Raw genomic sequence first — 24121 nt, forward strand, 5'->3', positions numbered from 1 at the left:
TTCACCCTTCGAAGCGGTAACCCGTGCCGGGTTCGGTGATGAGACAACGGGGGTGCGCGGGGTCCGCTTCCAGCTTGCGGCGCAGTTGGGCCATGTAGACCCGCAGGTAGTTGGTCTTGTTGCGCCGGGAGACCCCCAGACCTCCTGGAGCAGGTGCTCGTGCGTGATGAGCCGGCCGGGACTGGTGACCAGGATCTCCAGCAGATGCCATTCGGTCGGGGTGAGCCGTACGTCGTGGCCGTCCCGGACGACCTTCTTGGCGAGCAGGTCGATGGTGAACTGGCCCGTCTCCACCAGGGTGGCGTCGGGGGCGAGCGGGGTCTCCTCGGTACGGCGTGCGGCCGCCCGCGACGGGCCATCAGCTCGTCCGTGCTGAACGGTTTGGTGACGTAGTCGTCGGCTCCCGCGTTCAGCGCGGCGACCTTCTCGTCGGACGCCTGACGGGCCGACAGCACCAGGATCGGCACGCGGGTCCAGCCCCGTAGCGCCTTGATGACGTCGACGCCGTCCATCTCCGGCAGCCCGAGGTCGAGCATCACGACGTCGGGCCGGCGGGCGGCCGCCGGCCGCAGGGCGGTCGCGCCGTCGGGGGCGGCGTCCACACCGTACCGGCGGGCCCGCATGTTGATCACGAGGGCCCGGACGAGCTGCGGGTCCTCCTCCACCACCAGGACCCGGGTCATGGGTGTGCGCCTTCCAGTCGTACGAGCCGCCGGAGTCGGGCAACGCCGTCAGCCGCTCTTCGCCACGAGTTCCCTGAGCGCGATGTTGAGTTCGAGGACGTTCACCCGGGGCTCGCCGATGAAGCCGAGGGTGCGGCCCTGGATGTGCTCGTCGACCAGCTTCCGCACCTCGGCGACGGGCAGTCCGTTGCGCTCCGCGACCCGGTGGACCTGGAGGTCGGCGTACTGCGGGGAGATGTCCGGGTCGAGGCCGGACCCGGAGGACAGTACCACGTCGGCGGGAACCTCGGAGGGCTTCACCGTGTAATCGGCCGTCGAGTTGTCCTTGACGACCTTGGCCTTGGCTTCCTTGACCCACTGGATGAGTTCGGCATTGTCGCCGGAGCGGTTCGTCGCGCCCGACAGGATCAGCTTGTACTGGGTGTTGACGGTGTTCTCCCCCAGTCCGTTGGCGGGGCGCGGCTGGAAGTAGTCCAGGCTGTAGCCCTGTTGACCGATCAGGGAGGAGCCGACGACCGTGCCGTCCGCCGTGATCTCCGAGCCGTTCGCCTTGTTGTGGAACAGCGCCTGGGCCACACCTGTGACGGCCAGCGGATAGAGGATGCCTGTGAGCACGGTCAACACGAGAAGCGCCCGCAGGCCCGCCCCGAGCAACCGGCCCGTGTTCACAAGGGAGTTGTTCATGGTCCTTCACCCGATTCCGGGGATCAGCGAGACAAGCATGTCGATGATCTTGATGCCGATGAACGGGGCTATCAGCCCGCCCAGGCCATAGATCCCGAGGTTGCGGCGGAGCATCCGGTCGGCGCTGACCGGCCGGTACCGCACGCCCCTCAGGGCCAGCGGCACCAGCGCGATGATGATCAGCGCGTTGAAGACGACGGCCGACAGGATCGCGGAGTCCGGCGAGGACAGCTGCATGATGTTCAGCTTGTCCAGGCCCGGGTAGACAGCCGCGAACAGCGCCGGGATGATCGCGAAGTACTTCGCGACGTCGTTGGCGATGGAGAACGTCGTCAGCGCACCGCGCGTGATCAGCAGCTGCTTGCCGATCTCGACGATCTCGATGAGCTTGGTCGGGTTGGAGTCGAGGTCGACCATGTTGCCGGCCTCCTTGGCGGCCGACGTGCCCGTGTTCATCGCCACGCCGACATCGGCCTGCGCCAGCGCCGGGGCGTCGTTCGTGCCGTCACCGGTCATCGCGACCAGCTTGCCGCCGGCCTGCTCCCGTTTGATCAGCGCCATCTTGTCCTCGGGAGTCGCCTCCGCGAGGAAGTCGTCGACACCGGCCTCCTCGGCGATCGCCTTGGCGGTGAGCGGGTTGTCTCCGGTGATCATGACGGTCTTGATGCCCATGCGGCGCAGCTCGTCGAACCGCTCGCGCATGCCGTCCTTGACGACGTCCTTCAGGTGGATGACGCCCAGGATCCGGGCCCCGGCGCCGTCCTCGACCGCGACCAGCAGCGGCGTACCGCCCGCCTCGGAGATCCTGTTGGCGAGCGTGTCGGCGTCCTCGGCGACCTCGCCGCCGCGCTCCTCGACCCAAGCGATCACCGAACCGGCCGCGCCCTTGCGGATCCTGCGCCCGTCGACGTCCACCCCGGACATCCGGGTCTGGGCGGTGAACTCGATCCACTCGGCGCCGGCCAGCTCGCCCTGGTGCCGCTCGCGCAGTCCGTACTTCTCCTTCGCCAGTACGACGATGGAGCGGCCCTCGGGCGTCTCGTCGGCCAGCGACGACAGCTGGGCGGCGTCCGCCACCTCGGCCTCGGTGGTGCCGTGCACCGGCACGAACTCCGACGCCTGCCGGTTGCCCAGCGTGATGGTGCCGGTCTTGTCCAGCAGCAGCGTGGAGACGTCACCGGCGGCCTCGACCGCGCGGCCCGACATGGCGAGCACGTTGCGCTGCACCAGCCGGTCCATGCCGGCGATGCCGATCGCCGACAGCAGGGCGCCGATGGTCGTCGGGATGAGGCAGACCAGCAGCGCGACCAGCACGACCATCGTCAGATGGGTGCCCGCGTAGTCCGCGAACGGCGGCAGGGTCGCCACCGCGAGCAGGAAGACGATCGTCAGCGAGGCGAGCAGGATGTTCAGCGCTATCTCGTTCGGCGTCTTCTGCCGTGCCGCGCCCTCGACCAGGCCGATCATCCGGTCGATGAACGTCTCGCCCGGCTTCGTCGTGATCTTGATGACGATCCGGTCGGAGAGCACCTTCGTGCCGCCGGTGACCGCGCTGCGGTCGCCCCCGGACTCACGGATGACCGGCGCCGACTCACCGGTGACGGCCGACTCGTCGACCGAGGCGACGCCCTCGACGACGTCACCGTCACCGGGGATGACGTCCCCGGCCTCGCAGACGACCAGGTCGCCGATCTTCAGTTCGGTGCCCGGCACCACGGTCCCGTCGACCTTGCGCGCCACGGAGTCCGTCTTGGCCTTGCGCAGGGTGTCCGCCTGCGCCTTGCCACGGCCCTCGGCGACCGCCTCGGCGAGGTTGGCGAAGATGACGGTCAGCCACAGCCAGGCGCTGATGGTCCAGCCGAACCAGTCGGTCGGGTCCGTGAAGGAGAACCCGGTGGTCAGCACGGACCCGACCAGCACCACGAACATCACGGGCGACGTGACCATCACCCGTGGGTCGAGCTTGCGGAACGCGTCCGGCAGCGACTTCACCAGTTGCTTGGGATCGAAGAGGCCCGCGCCGACACGGCCCTCGGGGGACTTGTGCCCGGTGGGTACGTCGCTGTGCGGCGCCCGGGTCGGAGTGGCTGTGGACATGGAGTCCTCTTGGTTCGCAGTACGTGTGGCCATCACGCCAGCCCCTCGGCCAGCGGCCCGAGCGCGAGGGCCGGGAAGTACGTCAGACCGGTGATGATCAGGATGGCGCCCACCAGCAGACCGGTGAACAGCGGCTTCTCGGTGCGCAGGGTGCCCGCGGTGACCGGCACCGGTCTCTGCTCGCCGAGCGAACCGGCCAGCGCCAGCACGAACACCATCGGCACGAAGCGGCCGAGCAGCATCGCGATGCCGAGGGTGGTGTTGAACCACTGCGTGTCCGCGTTCAGACCGGCGAAGGCCGAGCCGTTGTTGTTCGAGGCGGAGGTGTAGGCGTAGAGGACCTCGGAGAATCCGTGCGCGCCGGAGTTGAGCATCGAGTGCGGCGGGGTCGGCAGCGCCATCGCGCAGGCGCTGAGGACGAGGACCAGGGCCGGGGTGACGAGGATGTAGCAGGCCGCCAGCTTGATCTCGCGGGTGCCGATCTTCTTGCCCAGGTACTCGGGCGTGCGGCCGACCATCAGACCGGCGATGAACACCGCGATGACCGCCATGATCAGCATGCCGTAGAGGCCGGAGCCGACACCGCCGGGCGCGATCTCGCCCAGCATCATGCCGAGCAGGGTGATCCCACCGCCGAGGCCGGTGTAGGAGGAGTGGAACGAGTCCACGGCACCGGTCGAGGTGAGCGTGGTCGACACGGCGAAGATCGACGAGGCGCCGACGCCGAAGCGGACCTCCTTGCCCTCCATCGAGGCACCGGCGATCTCGAACGCCGGGGCGCGGTGCGCGAACTCGGTCCACCACATCAGGCCGACGAAGGCGATCCAGATGGTGGCCATGGTCGCGAGGATCGCGTAGCCCTGCTTCACCGAGCCGACCAGCACGCCGAAGGTGCGGGTCAGCGAGAACGGGATCACCAGGATCAGGAAGATCTCGAACAGGTTGGTGAACGGCGTCGGGTTCTCGAAGGGGTGGGCGGAGTTGGCGTTGAAGTAACCGCCGCCGTTGGTGCCCAGCTCCTTGATGGCCTCCTGCGAGGCGACCGCGCCGCCGTTCCACTGCTGCGAGCCGCCCATGAACTGGCCGACCTCGTGAATGCCGGAGAAGTTCTGGATCGCACCGCAGGCGACCAGCGCCACCGCGGCGACGAACGCCAGCGGCAGCAGAACGCGGGTGACACCGCGCACCATGTCGGCCCAGAAGTTGCCCAGTTCGCCGCTGCGCGACCGGGCGAAGCCCCGTACGAGCGCCACCGCGACGGCCATGCCGACGGCCGCGGAGACGAAGTTCTGCACCGCCAGACCGGCGGTCTGCACGACGTGGCCCATGGCCTGTTCGCCGTAGTACGACTGCCAGTTGGTGTTGGTGACGAAGGACACGGCGGTGTTGAACGCCTGGTCCGGGTCGATCGAGGCGAAGCCCAGCGAGCCGGGCAGCACTCCCTGGAGCCGCTGCAGCAGGTAGAGGAAGAGGACACCGGCCGCCGAGAAGGCGAGCACACCGCGCAGGTACGCGGTCCAGCGCATCTCGGTGTCGGGGTCGGCGCCGATGCCCTTGTAGATCCACCGCTCGACTCGCCAGTGCCGGTCGGAGGAGTAGACCCTGGCCATGTAGGTGCCAAGGGGGACGTAGGCGATCGCCAGGGCGCCCATGAGGGCGATCAGCTGGAGGACGCCGGCCAGTACGGGACCCATGCTGTGCTCAGAACCTCTCCGGGAAGATCAGGGCGAGGACGAGATAGCCCAGCAGGGCGACGGCCACGATCAGGCCGACGACGTTCTCGGCGGTCACAGCTTCGTCACCCCCTTGGCGACGAGGGCCACCAGCGCGAAGAGCGCGACCGTGGTGACGACGAAGGCCAGATCGGCCATCGTGAGCTCCCGGAGTCGAGGTTCGGTTGGAAAGGGACGGTCAGACGGTTAGAGGAAACCGCGCCGGTGGCCGGATTCGACCGTCGTTGACGGGTCCCTTACGGGGCGCTGCTCGGCTTTGACGGGTCTCTTACGGGTGGTACGGCAGGGCTTCCTGTCTCCCGCTTCCACCTCCAGCCGGTCGAGGTACGAGGCGACCAGCACCGCCAGCAGGCCGCGATGGCCGGCGTGACCGGGAGCGTGAAGCCGAGGCCGTACGCCACCGACGCCATCGCGTCGGGCGTCAGCGCGGCCAGACCGGTGACGGCGGTCAGGCGATGCCGTTCACCGATGTCGGCCACATGGATGGGATCGTCTTCGCACGGAACCGGCCGACCTTGACGGAGCCTTGACGCGGGTACGGCGGACCCCGCTCGGCCACCGCGCTGTGAGGGCGTCAACAAACGACCGGGCGCCCGTCAGGGTCCCGTCAAGCGGGGACGTCGACGCTCACTCCGTCCCCGGCGTCGGCAGCATGGGCGAACGGCACACCGACGCGTACGACCGCCGCTGGAGGACGGGACCTGTACAGCGGGGTCCGCTGCGCGGCCGTACTCCTGGCCCTGCTCCTCTTCGTCGACTGGGCCGCCGGCACGCTCGCCCCGTGGCGGGCCGCCCTCTGGTGCACGCTCGCGGCGCTGCTCTTCGAGTAGTCAGACCCAACGGCCAGCCACACGTCCACCACCCCGCGTTCCCGCCCTATCGTGACCGGCATGCACTCCTACACGATCGGTCAGGCCGCCCGGCTGCTCGGCGTGAGCCCCGACACGGCACGCCGCTGGGCGGACGCGGGCCGGGTGGCCACGCACCGCGACGAGAGCGGACGGCGACTCATCGACGGCCGGGACCTGGCCGCGTTCTCCGTCGAACTCGCCAGGACGGGCAGCGACGAGGAGGAGCCTCCGTACACCTCCGCCCGCAACGCCTTCCCCGGCATCGTCACCGCGATCAAGCTCGGCGATGTCGCCGCCCAGGTCGAGATCCAGGCCGGCCCCCACCGCCTGGTCTCCCTGCTGACCCGCGAGGCCGTCGAGGAACTGGGTCTGGAGGTCGGCATGGAGGCCACGGCCCGCGTGAAGTCGACAAACGTGCACATCGACCGCGCCTGAGCACCCGCCAACCTCGCACATACGATCATCCACCCCTCTCCTCCCTCGCTCATGCGATGCCACAGCAGACTTCCGGCTGGCATCTGCGTCAGTATGATCGGCGCATCGGAGGAGCCCCGAACGGCCGCTTCCCCCGCGAGGCTGTTCGGGCTCTTGCCCGAGCTCGGGCTCCTGCCCGACAAGCGAGTAGACGAGGAGTCGATCCGTGACGACCTGTTCCGCACGCCGGACCCGCCGGGCCCTTCGGGCGGCCTGCGCAGGAGCCGCCCTCCTGCTCGCCCTGAGCGCGTGCTCCTCCTCCGACACAAAAAACCCCTCCGCCCCGGCCTCCTCGAAGGTCTCGGGCACGGTCACCGTCTTCGCCGCCGCCTCCCTGGAGGAGAGCTTCACGAAGCTGGGCAAGGAGTTCGAGCAGCAGCACCCGGATACGAAGGTCACCTTCAGCTTCGGCGGCAGCGGCTCACTCGCCGCGAGCATCACGGGCGGCGCCCCGGCGGACGTCTTCGCGGCGGCCAGCCCCAACACGATGAAGATCGTCGCGGACGCCGACGGCACGTCCGGCACCCCGACCACCTTCGTCCGCAACCAGCTGGAGATCGCCACTCTGCCCGGCAACCCCGACAAGATCTCCTCCCTACGGGACCTCACCAGGTCCGGCCTGAAGATCGTCCTCTGCGACGAGTCCGTGCCGTGCGGCGCCGCCGCGAAGAAGGCGCTGGACGCGGGCGAGCTCAAACTCACGCCGGTCTCCTACGAACAGGACGTCAAGAGCGCCCTGACCAAGGTCGAGCTGAAGGAGGCCGACGCCGCTGTCGTCTACAGGACCGATGTGCGGGCCGCCGGTAACAAGGTGGAGGGCGTGGACTTCCCCGAGTCGGCCGACGCCATCAACGACTACCCGATCGCCCTGCTCAAGGACGCGCCCAACGCCGAGGCGGCGCAGGCCTTCATCGACCTGGTGAAGTCGGCCGGCGGCCAGAAGGTGCTGACCGACTCCGGGTTCCTCAACCCATGAGCAGGCCCGCCGGCACCCTGGAGAGCGGGCGCACGGGCACGCGCCCACGCACGGTACCGCTCCCCCTGCTCCTCCCCGCCCTGCTGGGCCTGGCCTTCCTGCTCCTCCCGCTCATGGCCCTCCTCATCCGCACGCCGTGGAGCACCCTGCCCGACCAGCTCACCAGTCCCGGAGTCTGGCAGGCCCTGCGGCTCTCCCTGGTCTGCGCCACGGCGGCGACCGCGCTGAGCCTGGTCATCGGCGTCCCGCTGGCCTGGCTGCTGGCCCGCACGGACTTCCCCGGGCGCGGACTGGTCCGCGCCCTGGTGACCCTGCCGCTGGTCCTGCCTCCGGTGGTCGGCGGCGTGGCCCTCCTTCTCGCGTTCGGCCGCAACGGCGTGGTCGGGCAGTGGCTGGACGCGTGGTTCGGCATCACCCTGCCGTTCACCACGACCGGCGTCGTGATCGCGGAGACGTTCGTGGCGATGCCGTTCCTCGTCATCAGCGTCGAGGGCACCCTGCGCGCCGCCGACCCCCGCTACGAGGAGGCGGCCACCACCTTGGGCGCCTCCCGCCTCACGGCGTTCCGCCGCGTCACCCTCCCCCTGATCGCCCCCGGCATCGCAGCGGGCTCGGTCCTGGCCTGGGCCCGCGCCCTCGGCGAGTTCGGCGCGACGATCACCTTCGCCGGCAACTTCCCCGACCGCACCCAAACGATGCCGCTGGCGGTCTACCTGGCCCTCCAGAACGACCCAGCAGCCGCAATCGCCCTGAGCCTGGTCCTCCTGACGGTCTCGATCGCCGTACTGGCAGCCCTACGAGACCGCTGGATGACCCCCTCATGACCACGACCGCACCCACCACACCCACGTAGCTGCGGGCAGTCGTGCCGCCGGGACGGCACGGGCGGGCGCAGCGGCACCCCCGCCAGCGCGGGCAAGCGTCCCACCCGCCGTCAGCACCACCCCGGCCCACCCCCGACCTCGGCACCACCGGCCCACCCCCAAACCGACCTCGGCACCACCGGCCCACCCCACACCCACCCCCAGGACACCCACCTCATGACCCACGTCGACGCCACAACGCCCGCACACCGCCACCCCCCCGAGGGCCTGCACGCCCACCTGGTCGTCGACCACTCACCCTTCCGCCTGGACATCACCGTCACCGCCACCCCCGGCGAGGTAGTGGCCCTCCTGGGCCCCAACGGCGCAGGCAAAACCACCGCCCTCCGCGCCCTCGCCGGTCTCACCCCCCTCACCACCGGCCACCTCCACCTGGACGGCACGGACCTCCACCGCACACCCCCCGAATCCCGCCCAGTAGGCGTCGTATTCCAGGACTATCTCCTCTTCCCCCATCTCACCGCCCTGGACAACGTCGCCTTCGGCCCCCGCTGCCACGGCGCCACCAAACCCCAGGCCCGCGCCCAGGCAGCCGAGTGGCTGGCCCGCTTGGGCCTGACCGACCACGCCACCGCCAAACCCCGCCACCTCTCCGGCGGCCAGGCCCAACGCGTAGCCCTGGCCCGCGCCCTGGCCACCCACCCCCGGCTGCTCCTCCTCGACGAACCCCTCGCCGCCCTCGACGCCCGCACCCGTCTGGAGGTCCGCGCCCAACTCCGGCGCCATCTGGCCGACTTCGAGGCAGTGGCCGTACTCGTCACCCACGACCCCCTGGACGCCATGGTCCTGGCCGACCGCCTGATCGTCATCGAGCACGGCGGCGTCGTCCAGGAAGGCGCTCCTTCCGAGATCGCCCGCCGCCCCCGCACGGACTACGTGGCCCAACTGGTCGGCCTCAACCTCTACAAGGGCACCGCCGAAGGCCACACCGTCAACCTCGAAGCGGGCCCCACCCTCACCACCACCGAAGACCTCAAGGGCCCCGTCTTCGTCGCCTTCCCCCCGAGCGCGGTCACCCTCTATCGCGACCGCCCCACCACCTCCAGCGCCCGCAACCTCTGGCGCTGCGAGGTCACCGGCCTGGAAACCCACGGCGACCAGATCCGCGCCGCCCTCACCGGCGAACTGCCCCTCACCGCCGACCTCACCACAGTCGCCGCCGCCGAACTCGACCTGCACCCCGGCGCCCCCGTCTGGGCCACGGTCAAGGCCACCCAGACACACGCCTACCCCGCCTGAAACGCCCCGCGTCAAACACAACGAGGGCCCCCGCAAAGGGAGCCCTCGTCCACCTGCCTCTACGGCGCCTCAGTCCTCGTAGGCGTCCAGCGGCGGGCAGGAACACACCAGGTTCCGGTCCCCGAACGCCTGGTCGATCCGCCGCACCGGCGGCCAGTACTTGTCGGCGACCGACACCCCGTCCGGGAAGACGGCCTCCTCCCGCGAGTACGCGTGCTCCCACTCACCGCCCAGCACGGCGGCGGTGTGCGGAGCGTTCCGCAGCGGGTTGTCGTCGGCCGGCCACTCCCCCGTCCCGACCTTCTCGATCTCCGCCCGAATCGCGATCATCGCCTCGCAGAACCGGTCGAGTTCGGTCAGATCCTCGGACTCGGTCGGCTCGATCATCAGCGTCCCGGCCACCGGGAACGACATCGTCGGCGCGTGGAACCCGTAGTCGATCAGCCGCTTGGCCACGTCATCGACGCTCACGCCCGTCGCCTTGGTCAGCGGCCGCAGATCGATGATGCACTCGTGTGCGACCAGCCCGCCCGGGCCCGTGTACAGCACGGGGTAGTGCGGCTCCAGCCGCTTGGCGATGTAGTTGGCGCTGAGCACCGCCACCTGCGTGGCCCGCTTCAGCCCCTCGCCACCCATCAGCCGCACATAGGCCCATGAGATCGGCAGAATCCCCGCCGACCCCCACGGCGCGGCCGAGATCGGCCCGACCCCGGTCTCCGGCCCCGCCGCGGGCTGCAGGGGGTGGTTCGGCAGATACGGCGCCAGGTGCGACCGTACGGCCACCGGACCGACGCCGGGACCACCGCCGCCGTGCGGGATGCAGAACGTCTTGTGCAGGTTGAGGTGGGACACATCGCCCCCGAAGTGCCCCGGCTTCGCCAGCCCGACAAGGGCGTTGAGGTTGGCCCCGTCGACGTACACCTGTCCACCGGCGTCGTGCACCTGCGCACAGATGTCGGCGACATGCTCCTCGAACACACCGTGCGTGGACGGGTACGTGATCATCAGCACCGCCAGCTCGTCGCGGTACCGCTCGATCTTCGCCCGCAGGTCCTCGACGTCGATCTCCCCGTCCTCGGCGGTCTTCACCACGGCGACCTTCATGCCCGCCATGACGGCGCTCGCGGCGTTCGTACCGTGCGCGGACGACGGGATCAGGCACACGGTCCGCTGCTCGTCGCCGTTCGCCCGGTGGTACCCACGCACGGCGAGCAGCCCGGCCAGCTCACCCTGCGACCCGGCGTTGGGCTGCAGTGACACCTTGTCGTACCCGGTGACCTCGGCGAGACGTTCCTCCAGCTCACGAATGAGCGTGAGATACCCCTCGGCCTGCTCGGCGGGCGCGAACGGATGCAGCTGCCCGAACTCCGGCCAGGTGACCGGCTCCATCTCCGTGGTCGCGTTGAGCTTCATCGTGCAGGAGCCCAGCGGGATCATGCCCCGGTCGAGCGCGTAGTCGCGGTCGGCCAGCCGGCGCAGGTAGCGCAGCATCGCGGTCTCGGAGCGGTGCTGGTGGAAGACCGGGTGGGCCAGGTAGTCGTCGGTGCGCAGCAGCCCGCCCGGCAGCGCGTCCTCGGTGACACCGTCCAGCGCCTCGATGTCGCCCTCGACCCCGAACGCGCCCCACACGGCGGCGATGTGGGCCCGCAGGGTGGTCTCGTCGCAGGCCATGGAGACGTGGTCGGCGTCGACGAACCGCAGGTTGACACCGTTCTCCCGCGCGGCGGCGACGACCTCGGCCGCCCGCCCCGGCACCCGCGCCGTGACGGTGTCGAAGTAGGCACCGTGGACGATCTCGACGCCGCCGTCACGGAGCCCCGCGGCGAGGATCGCGGCGTACCGGTGCGTGCGCCGCGCGATGCCCTTCAGCCCCTCGGGCCCGTGGTACACGGCGTACATCCCGGCCATCACGGCGAGCAGCACCTGCGCGGTGCAGATGTTGCTGGTCGCCTTCTCCCGCCGGATGTGCTGCTCACGCGTCTGCAGCGCCAGCCGGTAGGCCTTGTTCCCGTCGGCGTCGACCGACACGCCCACGAGCCGCCCGGGCAGGCTGCGCGCGAACTTCTCCTGCACCGCCATGTAACCGGCGTGCGGCCCGCCGAAGCCCATCGGCACACCGAAGCGCTGCGTCGTACCGACCGCGATGTCCGCGCCCAGCTCACCCGGCGACTTCAGCAGCGTCAGCGCCAGCAGATCGGCGGCGACGGTGACGAGCGCGCCCAGTTCGTGCGCCTGGTCGATGACCGGCTTGATGTCGCGTACGGCCCCGGAGGCGCCCGGGTACTGGATCAGCACGCCGTTGATCTCACGCTCGGCGACCTCGGCCGGGATGCCCTGGCTGAGGTCGGCGACGACGACCTCGACGCCGGTCGGCTCGGCGCGGGTCTGGATCACGGCGATGGTCTGCGGCAGCGCGTCCGCGTCGACCAGGAAGAGGCCCTTCTTGTTCTTGCCCATACGCCGGGACAGCGCCACCGCCTCGGCCGCGGCCGTGCCCTCGTCGAGCAGGGAGGCACCGGAGGTCGGCAGCCCGGTGAGGTCGGCGACCACGGTCTGGAAGTTCAGCAGCGCCTCCAGCCGACCCTGCGAGATCTCCGGCTGGTACGGGGTGTACGCCGTGTACCAGGCCGGGCTCTCCATGACGTTGCGCAGGACGACGGGCGGGGTGAACGTACCGTGGTACCCGAGCCCGATCATGGAGCCCAGAACCTGGTTGCGGTCGGCGAGCGAGCGCAGCTCGGCCAGCACCTCGGCCTCGGTGCGCGCGCCCGGCAGGTCCAGGGCGTCGGCGTTCTTGATCACATCCGGTACCGCGGCGGCGGTGAGCTCGTCGAGCGAGCCGTAGCCGACCTGCGCGAGCATCTTCGCCCGCGCCTCCTGGTCGGGCCCGATGTGGCGCTGCTCGAAGGGTGTGCCCTGTTCGAGCTCGGAGAGCGGAATGCGCTGGGCGGTCATTGCGGAGGCCTCCTGGTCTGACGCGACCTTCGAGGGGCACCACGGCACGGGTGCCCCGACGGCCTCCCCCTCTGTCATCTCAACCTGAGAGCTTCACCGGCCGCCCGAGGACGCCCGGCTTGCACCGTCGGTGAGAGCGGAAGCCGTGACACCCGCCCTGCTTTCCAGAGTGACCTCGTCCGTGCGGTACGTGGGCCTGAGAGATTCCGGGGAGGATTTGCTCCTTCGGCGCCTCCGGTGGTGTCCGGAGAGCTCTCCCGCACGGGGTCAGCAGCCGCTTGCCAGACTACCAGCGAGGTCAACGCCCGGGCCTTCGAGTGGCCGCGTTCCGCATTGTGCTCTTTCGTAGTGCTTACGGATGAGGTGCGAGCAAGTGGAGGGCCCGTGCAGACCGACATCGATCCGCGCAATCTGATCGGCCGCAAGGCTTTCGACCGCAACGGCACCAAGATCGGCACCATCGACGAGGTCTACCTCGACGACGCGACCGGCGTCCCGGAGTGGGCCGCGATACGGACCGGCCTGTTCAGCAGGGACGCCTTCGTTCCACTGGAGCCCAGCGAACTGATCGACGGCAGCCTGCACGTCCCCTTCGACCGCTCCCTGATCAAGGACGCCCCCGACTTCGGTGTCGGCCGCCACCTGTCCCCGGAGCAGGAACTCCAGCTCTACCACCACTACGGCCTCGACGTGGCCCCTCCCCCAAGGCTCCCGGACCGCGACTTCGGCAAGCTGGCCGGCTCGGAGGAGACATGACCCCGTGGGCTCAGTCCTGGAGCTCGGGTCTTCCCTGGAGCTCGGGTCTTCGCTCCACCAGCGGCAGCGGATCCGCCGGCTCCAGCGCGGGATCGTCGATCCGGAAGGTCCGCACCCGCCCGGGCTCCGAGTCGGGTGTCTCGAACCGCACGGTCACTCTGCCCAGCCCACTGCCCTGCACCCACCCGTGCCCGTACTCGGCGTGCCGCACATCATGCCCGGCTGCCCACCGCCGCTCGACGGGCTCGACCTCCTCCCGCACGGTCTCGTCCGCCACGTCCTCCGCCGGCCCCTCGGCCCGCTCCCCCGCCGCCTGCGCGAACAGATCCTCCTGCGTGTAGTCGGCCAGCCCGCTGACCCCCACCCCCAGTAGCCGCACACCCCCTGTCGTGTCCACGGACTCCAGCAGCCGCGCCGCGGCCTCCCGCACCACCGCCGGATCGTCCGTGGGCCCACGCAGCGTCTCGGACCGGGTCAGCGTCGAGAAGTCGTACCGCCGCACCTTCAGTACGATCGTCCGCCCCGAGAGCCCGGCCCCGCGCAGCCGCCGCACGCACCGGTCGGCGAGCCGCTGCACCTCAAGACCGACCCGGAGGCGGTCGTGGATGTCCACGTCGTACGTGTCCTCGACCGACACGGACTTCGTCTCCCGCTCGGCCACCACCGGCCGGTCGTCGCGGGCCAGCGCCATGGCGTACAGCGCGTGCCCGTGCGCCTTCCCCAGCAGCCGTACGAGCTCGTCCTCACCGGCCTCGGCGATCTCTTCGACCGTGGTGATCCCGGCCCGCCGCAGATGGTCGCCCGTCGCGGGCCCCACTCCCGGCAGGGTCCGCACCGGCATCGGTCCGAGCAGCGCCCGCTCGGTGCCCGGCTGGATCAGCACCAGCCCGTCCGGTTTGGCCTGCTCGGAGGCGATCTTCGCGAGCATCTTGGAGGCGGCGAGCCCGACGGAGCCGGTGAGGCCGGTGACGGCCCGGATGTCGGCCCGCAGCTTGACCCCCGTCAGCCGCGCCGACTCCTCGTCCCAGGCCGCCCCACCGGCCTCCAGATCCACGAACGCCTCGTCCAGGCTCAGCGGCTCCACCAGCGGGGACAGCGCCCGCAGCAGGCCCATCACCTGCTCACTGATCGTCCGATAGAAGCCGAAGCGCGGCACGAGATACGCGGCGTTGGGCGCGAGCCGGCGCGCCTGGGCCATGGGCATCGCCGAATGCACCCCGAACACCCGGGCCTCGTACGAGCAGGTCGCCACCACCCCGCGCGGCCCGAGCCCACCCACGATCACGGCCTTTCCGCGCAGGCTCGGCTTGGACGCCTGCTCCACCGAGGCGAAGAAGGCATCCATGTCGAGATGCAGGATCGTGGGCGCGGTTCTCACATGTCCGATGCTGCCTCACGCCACTGACAATGCCCCCGCGGCCACGGGACAGCCGCGCGAAGGGCCTCAGACGGCCCGGTTGCGCCGCCGCGCCAGCTCGTCCGCCGGGTTGTGCCCGACGAGCGTCTCCCCGGTGTCGATACGCTCCCCGTGCAGCTGCGACAGGGCGCTTTCCACGTCCCGCCACACCACACCGACGGCGATCCCGAAGATCCCCTGGCCGCCCTGGAGCAGCGCGTGGACCTCGTCGGGCGAGGTGCACTCGTAGACGGTGGCGCCGTCGCTCATCAGCGTCATCCGCTCCAGATCCCGGAAGCCACGCTCCCGCAGGTGCTGGACGGCGGTACGGATGTTCTGCAGCGACACCCCGGTGTCCAGGAACCGCTTGACGATTTTCAGGACGACGACGTCCCGGAAGCTGTACAGACGCTGAGTGCCGGACCCGTAGGCGGGCCGAACGCTCGGTTCGACGAGCCCGGTGCGGGCCCAGTAGTCCAGTTGCCGATAAGTGATGCCGGCGGCCGCGCAGGCCGTCGGACCGCGATAGCCGATCTCCTCGGACGCCATGGGCGCCGCCCCTCCGCCGCCGGGAACAGCCGTCGGTCGCTGCGGGGCGTGATCGCCCGCCCTGCCGTGCGGGGCGTACCCCCCGCTCGGGCGGAGCCGAGAGCTCGGGGGAGGGTACGGACCGCTTTCCCCGAAACTGCGTCCGGGGGCACCCCCAGCCGTACCGTCGCCGCTGGTTCTCACGCCGACCTCCGTCCTTGACCTGCCTTCTCGACGGTAGGCAGTCACCAAGGGTGCGTCAACGATCGCCACACTCGGCACGCCGAGTGATAATCACCCTAAGAGTGGTTTCCCGCACCCCACCGCGGGGAAAGGCTAGCCGAATGCTCTGACGGGGAGCCGCAGGACGCTCTCACTCGCCACTGGCACGTGCCGGGGCGCGGGCCGCCACCCGGCACACACCGACCCGTCGCGGACCGCACGTCCGCCCGGGCCGGTCACTTCTCACTGGCTGCTGGTGCCGAAGTCCTCGGGGGAGATCTGGTCGAGGAACTCCCGGAACTTCTCCACCTCGTCCTCCTGCTCGTCGGGGATCGCGATACCGGCGTCGTCGAGCACCCCGTCACTGCCGTAGATCGGCGTGCCGGTGCGCAGGGCAAGCGCTATGGCATCGGACGGACGGGCGCTCACCTCGACGCCGCTGGCGAAGACCAGCTCGGCGTAGAAGACGCCTTCACGCAGATCCGTGATGCGTACTTCGGTGAGCTCCTGGCCGACGGCCTCCAGCACGTCCTTGAACAGGTCGTGGGTCAGCGGTCGCGCGGGGGCCATGCCCTGCTGGGCGAAGGCGATCGCCGTCGCCTCCCCCGGCCCGATCCAGATGGGGAGGTAACGGTCGCCTCCCACTTCGCGCAGGAGCACGATCGGTTGGTTGGAGGGCATTTCGACCCGGACACCTACGACATCGAGCTCGTTCACACAGCAACCCTAGGCCGTGCCCGGGACGTTTGGGTAGTCGGGCCACGATCGACCACGGGATCCGGCCGCCGCAGGCCCCCTGCGCCCCCTATTTTGAGGAGCTGGCTGACGCCCGCGTCCCAGGTGCCCAGCCCCCTTGGGGCCCAGTACAAGCCCCCGGACGCCCCTTGTCCTGCGGCAGCAGCGGACGACAGCCCCCTCCTGAGCCCCGACCGCCCTGCTCAGACGTGCACCCAGCCGCCGCGGTCCGGCTTGCAGCTCCCCAGCAGCGTCCCTCACACCCCGCCCGGATGCGTTGGGCCGCCTCTCAGCCCGCCTGAAGCCCTGCCCAGACGGAGCCGCCCGCCCATAGTCGGCCTGAAGCCCTGCCCGGACGCGAGCCGCCCACTCACAGTCGGCCTGAAGCCCTGTCCAGACATACGCCGACCGCCCTCCATCCACCTGAAGCCCGCACGGTCCTCACACAGAGCAGACCAGCCTCCCGCACGCCCGCTCCCCTCCGCAGGCAGCTCTCACGCCCGAGCCGACGCAGCCGCAGGAGCAGGCCGACCGACAGGCCCAGGTACAGCCCGCCCGCTCAGGGCAACCGCACCCCGAGCGCACTCTGCACCAACGCCGCATGCAGCTTCACCGTGAGCCCGGCCAGCTCTTTCGCCCGCGCCTCCGCATGCGCCCTCGTCTGCGGATTCCGGTGCCGCTTCAGCGGGGCCACCACCTGGTCCACGAGCCCTGCCTCACGATCGGCCGCAGCCTTCATCGCCCGCAGATGCCGGGGTTCGATCCCGAACCGCCCCAGCTCGACGATGAGCGCCGCCACGGTGACCGCCTCTGCGTCGTACACCCCGTCCGTCACCGGGGTGACCAGACCGTACGACTCCCACTCGGCGAGCTCCTGCTCACCGATCCCGGCCGCCGCCAGCAACTCAGCCCGCCCGACCCGCGCCGCCGTCGGCCCGTCGGACGCCTCGACGGCGGGCACGGCCTCACCGTCACGCTGTCGGCCCAGCGTCGGCGGCCGCACCTGCTCCCCGCGCTCCATCGCCTCAAGGTGCTCTCGGATCACCTTGAGCGGCAGATAGTGGTCCCGCTGCATCCGCAGCACATGCCCGAGCCGCTCGACATCCCCCGCGCTGAACTTCCGGTACCCCGAGGGCGTCCGCTGCGGCTCGATCAGCCCCTCCGACTCCAGAAACCGGATCTTGGAGATCGTGACCTCGGGAAACTCCTCGCGCAGCACCTTCAACACCGTGCCGATACTCATCAGCCCGCTGTCCATGGCGGCGGCACCGTACCCGGCACCGCCGCTCGGTGTGTGACGCATGGACCTTCCCTCGGAGTCCCTCCGGACCGATTCCGGAGGAGGGTCAGATGCCCTGCCGGCTCGCGTAGAAGACCAGCCGGTACTTGCCGATCTGCACCTCGTCGCCGTTGTTCAGAGCGACCTGGTCGATCCGCTCCCGGTTGACGTACGTGCCGTTCAGACTGCCCACGTCGGTCACCGTGAACGACCCGTCCGGGCTGCGCCGGAACTCCACATGGCGGCGCGAGACCGTCACGTCGTCCAGGAAGATGTCGCTCTGCGGGTGCCGCCCGGCCGTGGTCAGGTCGCTGTCCAGCAGGAACCGGCTGCCCGAGTTCGGCCCCCGGCGCACCACCAGCAGCGCGGACCCCAGCGGCAGCGCGTCCACCGCGGCCTGCGCCTCGGGAGACAGCATCGGCATCGGAGTCTGACCGGTGGCCTCGGCGTCGTACGCCTCCAGGCCACTGATGGAGATCGTGGAGGTCGTCTCGGACGGACGCTCTGCCGCCGCCCCCGCCCGCAGCGGCGCACCGCAGTGGGAGCAGAAGCGGCTGCTCTCCGCGTTGCGGTTACCGCACCTCGTACAGACCAGGGCCGACATGGATGGATCCTCCTGCCGCGGCTGCCCCGCAGGGGCATGGGACGCGTACGGGTCGGCGGAGAACCCTCCACCCGCACTTGAGGTTGACGGTTGCCCGAAACCTATGCCGCCGGCCTGGGCAGGGTCAACCGACGGCGCGCCCTGACCACCGGAAATGTCACCGGCCGGACCAGCGACCTGGTCCCGGAACAGCGGACGTCGGCCCTCCGCGTCAGGCTGTGCGCGATGACGAGCGGTCGCATTGTCGCTGCCCTCTCGCGCGCTCCTGCCGAACAACTTCGCAAACAACTTCACGGGCGATTCCCCTTGACCGAAACAGACCCGCCCGTGGGGCAGGACGAACCCTGATTGCACACTCTGGCCGACCCGGACATCCTCACAACGTCCGTATCCACCAGACAGTTTCCACCACGCACCACCCATTCGGTGCGGCGACCCCCCGCAACGTCATGCCCTCCCCGGACGTCCCCCATGCACCCCCGGTTCACTGGGAGGACGACCGAGCGTAGTCAGGTCGCTTCGCCGCTCGCAAGGCGTCCACGACGATCTTGCCCGACCGCTCGACAGTCACGGTGGCCTGCTCCTTCTCAAGCGTCTGCACCACGCCTCCTGGGATGTTGAGCGCCGGTTCGAGGTCCTGCGGCTTGCCGATGACCTTGAAACGATAGGGAGCGTTGATCTTGTTCCCGTCGACGCTCACACTTTGCCCGACGTCCGTCAGGTAGGTGTTCGCGACGACCCGCACGCCGTTCACCTGGATCGCCTCCGCGCCGGCCGCGCGCAGCTCCTGGATCGCGTCGAGCAGCATGTCCGACTCGACCGTCCCCTTCGTGTCGTCGATGGTCATCGTGATGCCGGGCCCCTGTGCCGCCACCGTGCCCGCCAGCACGCCGAGTTGCCGTTCCTTCTCGATCGTCTGCCGCCGGGCCTCCTCGGCCTGGTTCGAGCTGTTCTCCAGCTCGTCCCGCTGCTTTTCGAGACCCTGCTTCTCGTCCTCAAGACGCTGAGTGCGGTCGTCCAGTTCATCGAGGATCCGGACAAGGTCCTCCTGCCGGGCGCCGCGCAGGGCGCTGTCGCCGTCGCTGTTCGAGGCGACCTGCACGGCCAGACCGAAGCCGAGCCCGAAAAGGAGCAAGGCGACGATGAGTTGGGCCCGGCTGACCCGCGGCGGCCACAGCCCGTTGAGGAGCCGCTGCCGCCCGGTGATCTCCGGCTGGGTCGCGTCCTCGGCCACGTCCGCGCCCTCCGTGCCCTCTGCGGCTGGCGGGGCCTCGGCCTGCACCTCGTCCGGAAGCTCCTTGCGCAGCAGGTTCGCGCCCGCCTTCTCGTCCTGATCACTCATCGGCCTCACGCCCGGAACACATGCCGACGGATTGCCGCGGCGTTGGAGAAGATCCGGATACCGAGGACGACCACGACACCGGTGGACAGCTGGGCGCCGACGCCCAACTTGTCGCCCAGGAACACAATCAGCGCGGCGACGACCACGTTCGACAGGAACGACACCACGAAGACCTTGTCGTCGAAGATGCCGTCGAGCATGGCCCGCAGACCTCCGAAGACGGCGTCGAGGGCCGCCACCACGGCGATCGGCAGATAAGGCTCGACGACCGCCGGAACCTCGGGCCGGACCAACAGGCCGGCCACGACTCCCAGGACGAGGCCCAGTACGGCGATCACGATGTGCCTTTCTCAGTTCTCTGCTGTGCTGAATCGGTTATCGGCTGTGCTGTGCGAACGATCACACTCGGCGCGGCCGGCAACCGGAGGTCCCCCTCCACGGAGATGCTCGTCCGGATGCCGAAGTTCTCCTGCAAGGCATGCAGATAGAGCCCGTCCGCGCTGTTCTGGAACCTCGTGCTCAACCTGTCGCCGTCCCCCACCGCGAGCACGGTGTACGGCGGCACCAGCGGCCTGTTGTCGACCAGTATCGCGTCACCCGCGGCCCTGATCGCGGACAACGCCGTCAGCCGCTGCCCGTTGATCGAGACAGCCTCGGCGCCCGACTCCCACAGCCCGTTCACCACGCGCTGCATGTCCCGGTCACGGACCCGCCCCGTGTCGGAGAAGCCACTCGTCCCGCGTGGGTCGCTGTCCCCGCCGGCGGCGGCCTCCTTGGCGTCGTTCACGACCAACTTCACTCCGGGACCGTGCACTTCGGAGGCACCGGACAGGATGCCGACCAGGTTGGTCTGGTCACCGCCGCCGCTCTGCCTGAGCGCCTCCCGCTGCCGGGCGCTCACATCGTCCCGCAGCTTGTCGACGGTGCTCTCCAGCTCGTCCGCCGCCGCGGTCTCCCGGTCGATCCGGTCGATGAGCTCCTCGCGCTCCTTGGCCACGACCGGCGCCGCCACGCGCGCCTGCGCCGCACCGACGGTCACCACCAGGGCCGCGAGCACCAGGCCGGCGGCGAGACCGAGCTTCGCCCTGAGGGTCTTGGGCATGCCCCCGGCGCCCGCGGCCTTCTTCCGAGCCGCCGCCTCGGCGTAGCCGTCGTCGAGGCTGTGATCCATGACGTTGGTGAGCAGCGACATGGACGCGTCCGGGCGCGAGGGGCGCGTGGGAGTGCTCCGAACGGGGGGCTGCGGCATGCCGCACATCGTCGCACGTCGCGACCGCTACCTCCGAACGACCCCACCGGCGTGCCGGACAGGCCCCCTTGGGGACACTTGTCCGGCACGCCCGCGTGCTGCTGCTTTACCGGCCGGCGCTGTCCACGACCGCCGACCACTCGTCGAGCAGTGCCTGCGCGGAGGCGTCGTCCGGTCCCTCCGCCCACAGGTGCGTGACCGCCTCGGCCGGGTCGGGCAGCACCATCACCCAGCGCCCGTCGGCCTCCACCACGCGCACCCCGTCCGTGGTGTCCACGTCGCGATCTCCGGCCGCCTCGACGACCCGCCGCATCACCAGTCCCTTGACGGCCCACGGAGTCGCCAGATCCCGCTTGAGGACGTGCGCCCGCGGAATGCGCGCGTCGATCTGGCTCAGCGTGAGCTGCGTCCGCGCCACCAGCCCGATCAGCCGTACGAAGGCCGCCGTGCCGTCGAAGACACTGCTGAACTCCGGGACGATGAAGCCGCCCTTGCCGTCACCACCGAAGATGGTCGACTCGTCCCGGCCGACCCGGGTCAGATCGTCCGGCGACGTGGTCGTCCACTCGACCTGGGTGCCATGGTACGCCGCCACCTGCTCGGCGATCCTCGTTGTGGTCACCGGCAGCGCGACCCGCCCGCTGCGGCGCTCGGCGGCGACCAGGTCGAGCATCACGAGCAGCGCCCGGTCGTCCTCGACGATCCGCCCCTTCTCGTCGACCAGCGACAGCCGCTCACCGACGGGATCGAACCGCACCCCGAACGCCGCCCGCGCGGACGCCACGATCTCTCCCAGCCGCACCAGCCCCGACCGCCGCGCATCCGCCGACTCCGTGGGCCTGGACTCGTCCAGACCGGGATTGATCGTCAGCGAGTCCACGCCCAGCTTCCCGAGCAGACTGGGCAGCACCAGCCCCGCGCTTCCGTTCGACGCGTCGACGACGACCTTCAGCCCGGACTCGGCGATCCCTGTGGTGTCGACATTCCGCAACAGCGACCCGGTGTACGAGTCGAAGACGCTGGCCGGGAAATGCAGATCCCCGATCTCGCCGGGGAACGCCCGCCGGTACTCCTGGCGCGCGAACACCCGGTCCAGCTTGCGCTGACTCGCCTGCGAAAGATCGGCTCCCTGCCCGTCGAAGAACATGATGTCCACGGAATCCGGCACCCCGGGCGTGGTCCGGATCATGATCCCACCGGCACTCCCCCGAGCGGTCTGCTGCCGCGCAACCGGCAGCGGTACGTTCTCCAGGTCGCGTACGTCGATGGCGCTGGCCTGCAGCGCGGAGATCACCGCCCGCTTCAGCGCACGGGCGCCACGGGAGTGGTCGCGGGCCGTCGTGACGGTGGAGCCCTTCTTCAAGGTCGTCGCGTAGGCGCCGGCCAGCCGAACAGCCAGCTCCGGCGTGATCTCGACGTTCAGGATTCCGGAAACCCCACGGGCACCGAAGAGGTGTGCCTGCCCGCGCGATTCCCATATCACCGAGGTGTTGACGAAGGCACCGGCCTCGATGGTCTTGAACGGGTAGACCCGCACATTGCCCTGCACGATCGATTCTTCACCGATGAGGCACTCATCACCGATGACCGCACCGTCCTCGATGCGGGCCGCCCGCATGATGTCGGTGTTCTTCCCGACCACGCAGCCCCGCAGATTGCTGTGCTGCCCGACATACACGTTGTCGTGCACGACGGCTTTGTGCAGGAACGCCCCGCTCTTGACCACGACGTTGGAGCCGACGACGGTGTGCTCCCGGATTTCCGCGCCGGCCTCGACCTTCGCATAGTCGCCGACGTAAAGCGGCCCTCGGAGCACGGCATCCGGATGCACTTCGGCCCCTTCGGCCACCCACACGCCCGGGGAGATCTCGAAGCCGTCGAGTTCGACGTCGACCTTGCCCTCCAGGACGTCGGCCTGCGCCTTCACATAGCTCTCGTGCGTGCCGACGTCCTCCCAGTAGCCCTCGGCGACATAGCCGTAGATCGGCTTGCCCTCCTTCATGAGCTGCGGGAAGACATCACCGGACCAGTCGACGGGCACATCGGCTTCGACATAGTCGAAGACCTCGGGCTCCATGACGTAGATACCGGTGTTCACGGTGTCCGAGAAGACCTGGCCCCAGGTCGGCTTCTCCAGGAACCGCTCGACCTTGCCCTCTTCGTCGACGATCGTGATACCGAATTCCAAGGGGTTCGGGACACGGGTCAGACAGACGGTGACCAACGCGCCCTTTTCCTTGTGGAAGTTGATCAGTTCGGTGAGGTCGAAGTCGGTCAGGGCATCACCGGAGATGACGAGGAACGTGTCGTCCTTCAACGCCTCCTCAGCGTTCTTGACACTTCCGGCGGTACCGAGTGGCTTCTCCTCGTTGGCATAGGTGAGCTCCATTCCGAGCTCTTCGCCGTCACCGAAGTAGTTCTTGACCAGTGAGGCAAGGAACTGGACAGTTACGACGGTCTCGTTGAGCCCATGCCTTTTGAGCAGCCGCAGAACGTGCTCCATGATCGGCCGGTTGGCCACCGGCAGGAGCGGCTTGGGCATGCTTGAGGTCATGGGACGAAGGCGTGTGCCTTCGCCACCGGCCATCACGACGGCCTTCATGTCGGAAGCGTCCTCCTCGAAGAGACGACGGTCTAGCCGACTTCACCCGTCCGAATTGTCCCGCACTTTTCCCTCGCGGGCCATCGCACCGCTACGGCCGCACAATCGACGAGCTCAATCGGCCATGGCGTCCGCACGAACCAGACGGCGGACTTGTACCACGTAGAGGACTCCTGCCCACCAATAGAGGGTTGTACCCCATCCGGCGAACGCCCATCCGAAAATAGCAGCCAGTGACGAGATCCATCCGCTTCCGTCACTGAGCAACAGCAGCGGGAAGGCGTACATCAGGTTGAAGGTGGCGGCCTTGCCGAGGAAGTTCACCTGTGGCGGCGGATAGCCGTGACGCCTGAGGATGCCTACCATCACCAGCAGAACCAGCTCTCGCGCCAGCAGTACAGCAGTCAACCAGATGGGCAGAATCTCGCGCCAAGTGAGCCCGACCAAGGTCGACAGAATGTAGAGCCGGTCCGCGGCGGGATCAAGGAGCCGGCCGAGGCTGCTGATCTGGTTCCAGCGCCGCGCGAGTTTGCCGTCCAGGTAGTCACTGATCCCGCTCAGCGCCAGCACCAGCAGCGCCCAGCCGTCGCTCTTCGGTCCCCCGAACTCAGGCCTGAGGATCAGCCACAGGAAGAGGGGCACACCGACGAGCCGGGCCATGCTGAGGATGTTCGGGATGGTGAGGACCCGGTCCGTCTGAACACGGGTCTCCTGGACCTCCAACCGGGGGCCTCCTGTCGAAAACGAGCCAACGATGCCCCCTGACCTTACCTCAACGCAAAAAAGCTCCGGCTCCTGGGCCATGTGCCCAAGAGCCGGAGCTCCAAAGGTA

20 protein-coding genes, 2 pseudogenes and 1 riboswitch are annotated in these 24121 nt (G+C 69.5%); of the genes and pseudogenes, 5 read left to right on the forward strand and 17 right to left on the reverse strand.

Annotation, left to right across the window (positions count from 1 at the left end):
* Position 1: 1 nt before the first annotated feature.
* From KWI83_RS36635 to KWI83_RS39625, 6 genes and pseudogenes are all read right to left on the reverse strand, one after another.
* Positions 2-683: pseudogene (locus KWI83_RS36635) on the reverse strand (response regulator).
* Positions 684-731: 48 nt separating this feature from the next.
* The gene (locus tag KWI83_RS36640; RefSeq protein ID WP_218518694.1) at positions 732-1367 is read right to left on the reverse strand and encodes a potassium-transporting ATPase subunit C; all 636 of its coding nucleotides are present in this window, start codon (positions 1365-1367) and stop codon (positions 732-734) included.
* Positions 1368-1373: 6 nt separating this feature from the next.
* On the reverse strand, positions 1374-3464 hold the full coding sequence (gene kdpB, locus KWI83_RS36645) for a potassium-transporting ATPase subunit KdpB (protein ID WP_218518695.1): 2091 nt from the start codon (positions 3462-3464) through the stop codon (positions 1374-1376).
* 32 nt (positions 3465-3496) lie between these two features.
* The gene (kdpA, locus tag KWI83_RS36650) at positions 3497-5158 is read right to left on the reverse strand and encodes a potassium-transporting ATPase subunit KdpA (protein WP_218518696.1); all 1662 of its coding nucleotides are present in this window, start codon (positions 5156-5158) and stop codon (positions 3497-3499) included.
* 7 nt (positions 5159-5165) lie between these two features.
* The gene (kdpF, locus tag KWI83_RS36655) at positions 5166-5255 is read right to left on the reverse strand and encodes a K(+)-transporting ATPase subunit F (RefSeq protein WP_018566520.1); all 90 of its coding nucleotides are present in this window, start codon (positions 5253-5255) and stop codon (positions 5166-5168) included.
* Positions 5256-5521: 266 nt separating this feature from the next.
* A pseudogene (locus tag KWI83_RS39625) lies at positions 5522-5775 on the reverse strand (amino acid permease); the annotation flags it as partial.
* A 312-nt stretch (positions 5776-6087) separates the two neighbouring features.
* On the opposite strand from KWI83_RS39625, the gene KWI83_RS36660 reads away from it, so the two are divergent.
* The 4 genes from KWI83_RS36660 (at position 6088) to KWI83_RS36675 (ending at position 9621) form a co-directional block, all read left to right on the forward strand.
* Positions 6088-6483, forward strand: coding sequence for a molybdopterin-binding protein (locus tag KWI83_RS36660; protein ID WP_218518697.1), 396 nt, complete (start codon positions 6088-6090; stop codon positions 6481-6483).
* 205 nt (positions 6484-6688) lie between these two features.
* Positions 6689-7498: a molybdate ABC transporter substrate-binding protein gene (gene modA, locus KWI83_RS36665; protein ID WP_218518698.1), complete on the forward strand. Its 810-nt coding sequence runs from the start codon at positions 6689-6691 to the stop codon at positions 7496-7498.
* Entirely contained in the window at positions 7495-8322 is an 828-nt protein-coding gene (locus tag KWI83_RS36670) for an ABC transporter permease (protein WP_218518699.1), read from the forward strand. The genes modA and KWI83_RS36670 overlap by 4 nt, the downstream gene beginning before the upstream one ends.
* 216 nt (positions 8323-8538) lie before the next feature.
* Positions 8539-9621 carry an ABC transporter ATP-binding protein gene (locus KWI83_RS36675; protein ID WP_218518700.1) on the forward strand — a complete coding sequence of 361 codons (1083 nt, stop codon included), beginning with the start codon at positions 8539-8541 and terminating at the stop codon, positions 9619-9621.
* 69 nt (positions 9622-9690) lie between these two features.
* Here the strand turns inward: KWI83_RS36675 and gcvP are convergent, their stop codons facing one another.
* Positions 9691-12576: an aminomethyl-transferring glycine dehydrogenase gene (gcvP, locus tag KWI83_RS36680; protein WP_218518701.1), complete on the reverse strand. Its 2886-nt coding sequence runs from the start codon at positions 12574-12576 to the stop codon at positions 9691-9693.
* Between the two features lie 174 nt (positions 12577-12750).
* Positions 12751-12846: riboswitch (glycine riboswitch) on the reverse strand.
* Positions 12847-12960: 114 nt separating this feature from the next.
* Here gcvP and KWI83_RS36685 point away from each other — a divergent pair.
* On the forward strand, positions 12961-13332 hold the full coding sequence (locus KWI83_RS36685) for a PRC-barrel domain-containing protein (RefSeq protein ID WP_218518702.1): 372 nt from the start codon (positions 12961-12963) through the stop codon (positions 13330-13332).
* A gap of 10 nt (positions 13333-13342) precedes the next feature.
* Here KWI83_RS36685 and KWI83_RS36690 read toward each other — a convergent pair whose 3' ends face one another.
* The 10 genes from KWI83_RS36690 to KWI83_RS36735 all read right to left on the reverse strand — a co-directional run bounded on the left by KWI83_RS36690 (position 13343) and on the right by KWI83_RS36735 (position 24012).
* Positions 13343-14710 carry a DNA polymerase IV gene (locus tag KWI83_RS36690; RefSeq protein WP_218518703.1) on the reverse strand — a complete coding sequence of 456 codons (1368 nt, stop codon included), beginning with the start codon at positions 14708-14710 and terminating at the stop codon, positions 13343-13345.
* Between the two features lie 66 nt (positions 14711-14776).
* Complete coding sequence (locus KWI83_RS36695; protein WP_218518704.1) at positions 14777-15460, reverse strand: MerR family transcriptional regulator; 684 nt, start codon at positions 15458-15460, stop codon at positions 14777-14779.
* Positions 15461-15721: 261 nt separating this feature from the next.
* Positions 15722-16195 (reverse strand): bifunctional nuclease family protein, encoded by a 474-nt coding sequence (locus KWI83_RS36700; RefSeq protein ID WP_004002801.1) that lies wholly within the window; start codon positions 16193-16195, stop codon positions 15722-15724.
* Between the two features lie 577 nt (positions 16196-16772).
* The gene (locus tag KWI83_RS36705; protein ID WP_218518705.1) at positions 16773-17516 is read right to left on the reverse strand and encodes a MerR family transcriptional regulator; all 744 of its coding nucleotides are present in this window, start codon (positions 17514-17516) and stop codon (positions 16773-16775) included.
* A 43-nt stretch (positions 17517-17559) separates the two neighbouring features.
* Positions 17560-18519, reverse strand: a complete 960-nt coding sequence (locus KWI83_RS36710; RefSeq protein WP_218518706.1) for an FHA domain-containing protein — start codon at positions 18517-18519, stop codon at positions 17560-17562.
* Between the two features lie 61 nt (positions 18520-18580).
* Positions 18581-19438, reverse strand: a complete 858-nt coding sequence (locus tag KWI83_RS36715; RefSeq protein ID WP_218518707.1) for a DUF881 domain-containing protein — start codon at positions 19436-19438, stop codon at positions 18581-18583.
* Positions 19439-19443: 5 nt separating this feature from the next.
* Entirely contained in the window at positions 19444-19776 is a 333-nt protein-coding gene (locus KWI83_RS36720) for a small basic family protein (RefSeq protein WP_009343209.1), read from the reverse strand.
* Positions 19773-20696, reverse strand: coding sequence for a DUF881 domain-containing protein (locus KWI83_RS36725; protein WP_218518708.1), 924 nt, complete (start codon positions 20694-20696; stop codon positions 19773-19775). The genes KWI83_RS36720 and KWI83_RS36725 overlap by 4 nt, the downstream gene beginning before the upstream one ends.
* Positions 20697-20793: 97 nt before the next feature.
* Complete coding sequence (locus KWI83_RS36730) at positions 20794-23289, reverse strand: mannose-1-phosphate guanyltransferase (RefSeq protein WP_218518709.1); 2496 nt, start codon at positions 23287-23289, stop codon at positions 20794-20796.
* 114 nt (positions 23290-23403) lie between these two features.
* The gene (locus KWI83_RS36735) at positions 23404-24012 is read right to left on the reverse strand and encodes a CDP-alcohol phosphatidyltransferase family protein (protein WP_218518710.1); all 609 of its coding nucleotides are present in this window, start codon (positions 24010-24012) and stop codon (positions 23404-23406) included.
* Positions 24013-24121: the final 109 nt, after the last annotated feature.

Source organism: Streptomyces sp. TRM70350 (genome assembly GCF_019219825.1).
Lineage (GTDB): Bacteria > Actinomycetota > Actinomycetes > Streptomycetales > Streptomycetaceae > Streptomyces.

Bases quoted from the DNA above. Each gene is read 5' to 3' on its own strand.
- KWI83_RS36640 (WP_218518694.1), bottom strand. From the start codon at position 1,367: ATGAACAACTCCCTTGTGAACACGGGCCGGTTGCTCGGGGCGGGCCTG.
- kdpB (WP_218518695.1), bottom strand. From the start codon at position 3,464: ATGTCCACAGCCACTCCGACCCGGGCGCCGCACAGCGACGTACCCACC.
- kdpA (WP_218518696.1), bottom strand. From the start codon at position 5,158: ATGGGTCCCGTACTGGCCGGCGTCCTCCAGCTGATCGCCCTCATGGGC.
- KWI83_RS36660 (WP_218518697.1), top strand. From the start codon at position 6,088: ATGCACTCCTACACGATCGGTCAGGCCGCCCGGCTGCTCGGCGTGAGC.
- KWI83_RS36670 (WP_218518699.1), top strand. From the start codon at position 7,495: ATGAGCAGGCCCGCCGGCACCCTGGAGAGCGGGCGCACGGGCACGCGC.
- KWI83_RS36675 (WP_218518700.1), top strand. From the start codon at position 8,539: ATGACCCACGTCGACGCCACAACGCCCGCACACCGCCACCCCCCCGAG.
- gcvP (WP_218518701.1), bottom strand. From the start codon at position 12,576: ATGACCGCCCAGCGCATTCCGCTCTCCGAGCTCGAACAGGGCACACCC.
- KWI83_RS36705 (WP_218518705.1), bottom strand. From the start codon at position 17,516: ATGCGTCACACACCGAGCGGCGGTGCCGGGTACGGTGCCGCCGCCATG.
- KWI83_RS36710 (WP_218518706.1), bottom strand. From the start codon at position 18,519: ATGGGTGGTGCGTGGTGGAAACTGTCTGGTGGATACGGACGTTGTGAG.
- KWI83_RS36715 (WP_218518707.1), bottom strand. From the start codon at position 19,438: ATGAGTGATCAGGACGAGAAGGCGGGCGCGAACCTGCTGCGCAAGGAG.
- KWI83_RS36725 (WP_218518708.1), bottom strand. From the start codon at position 20,696: ATGTGCGGCATGCCGCAGCCCCCCGTTCGGAGCACTCCCACGCGCCCC.
- KWI83_RS36730 (WP_218518709.1), bottom strand. From the start codon at position 23,289: ATGAAGGCCGTCGTGATGGCCGGTGGCGAAGGCACACGCCTTCGTCCC.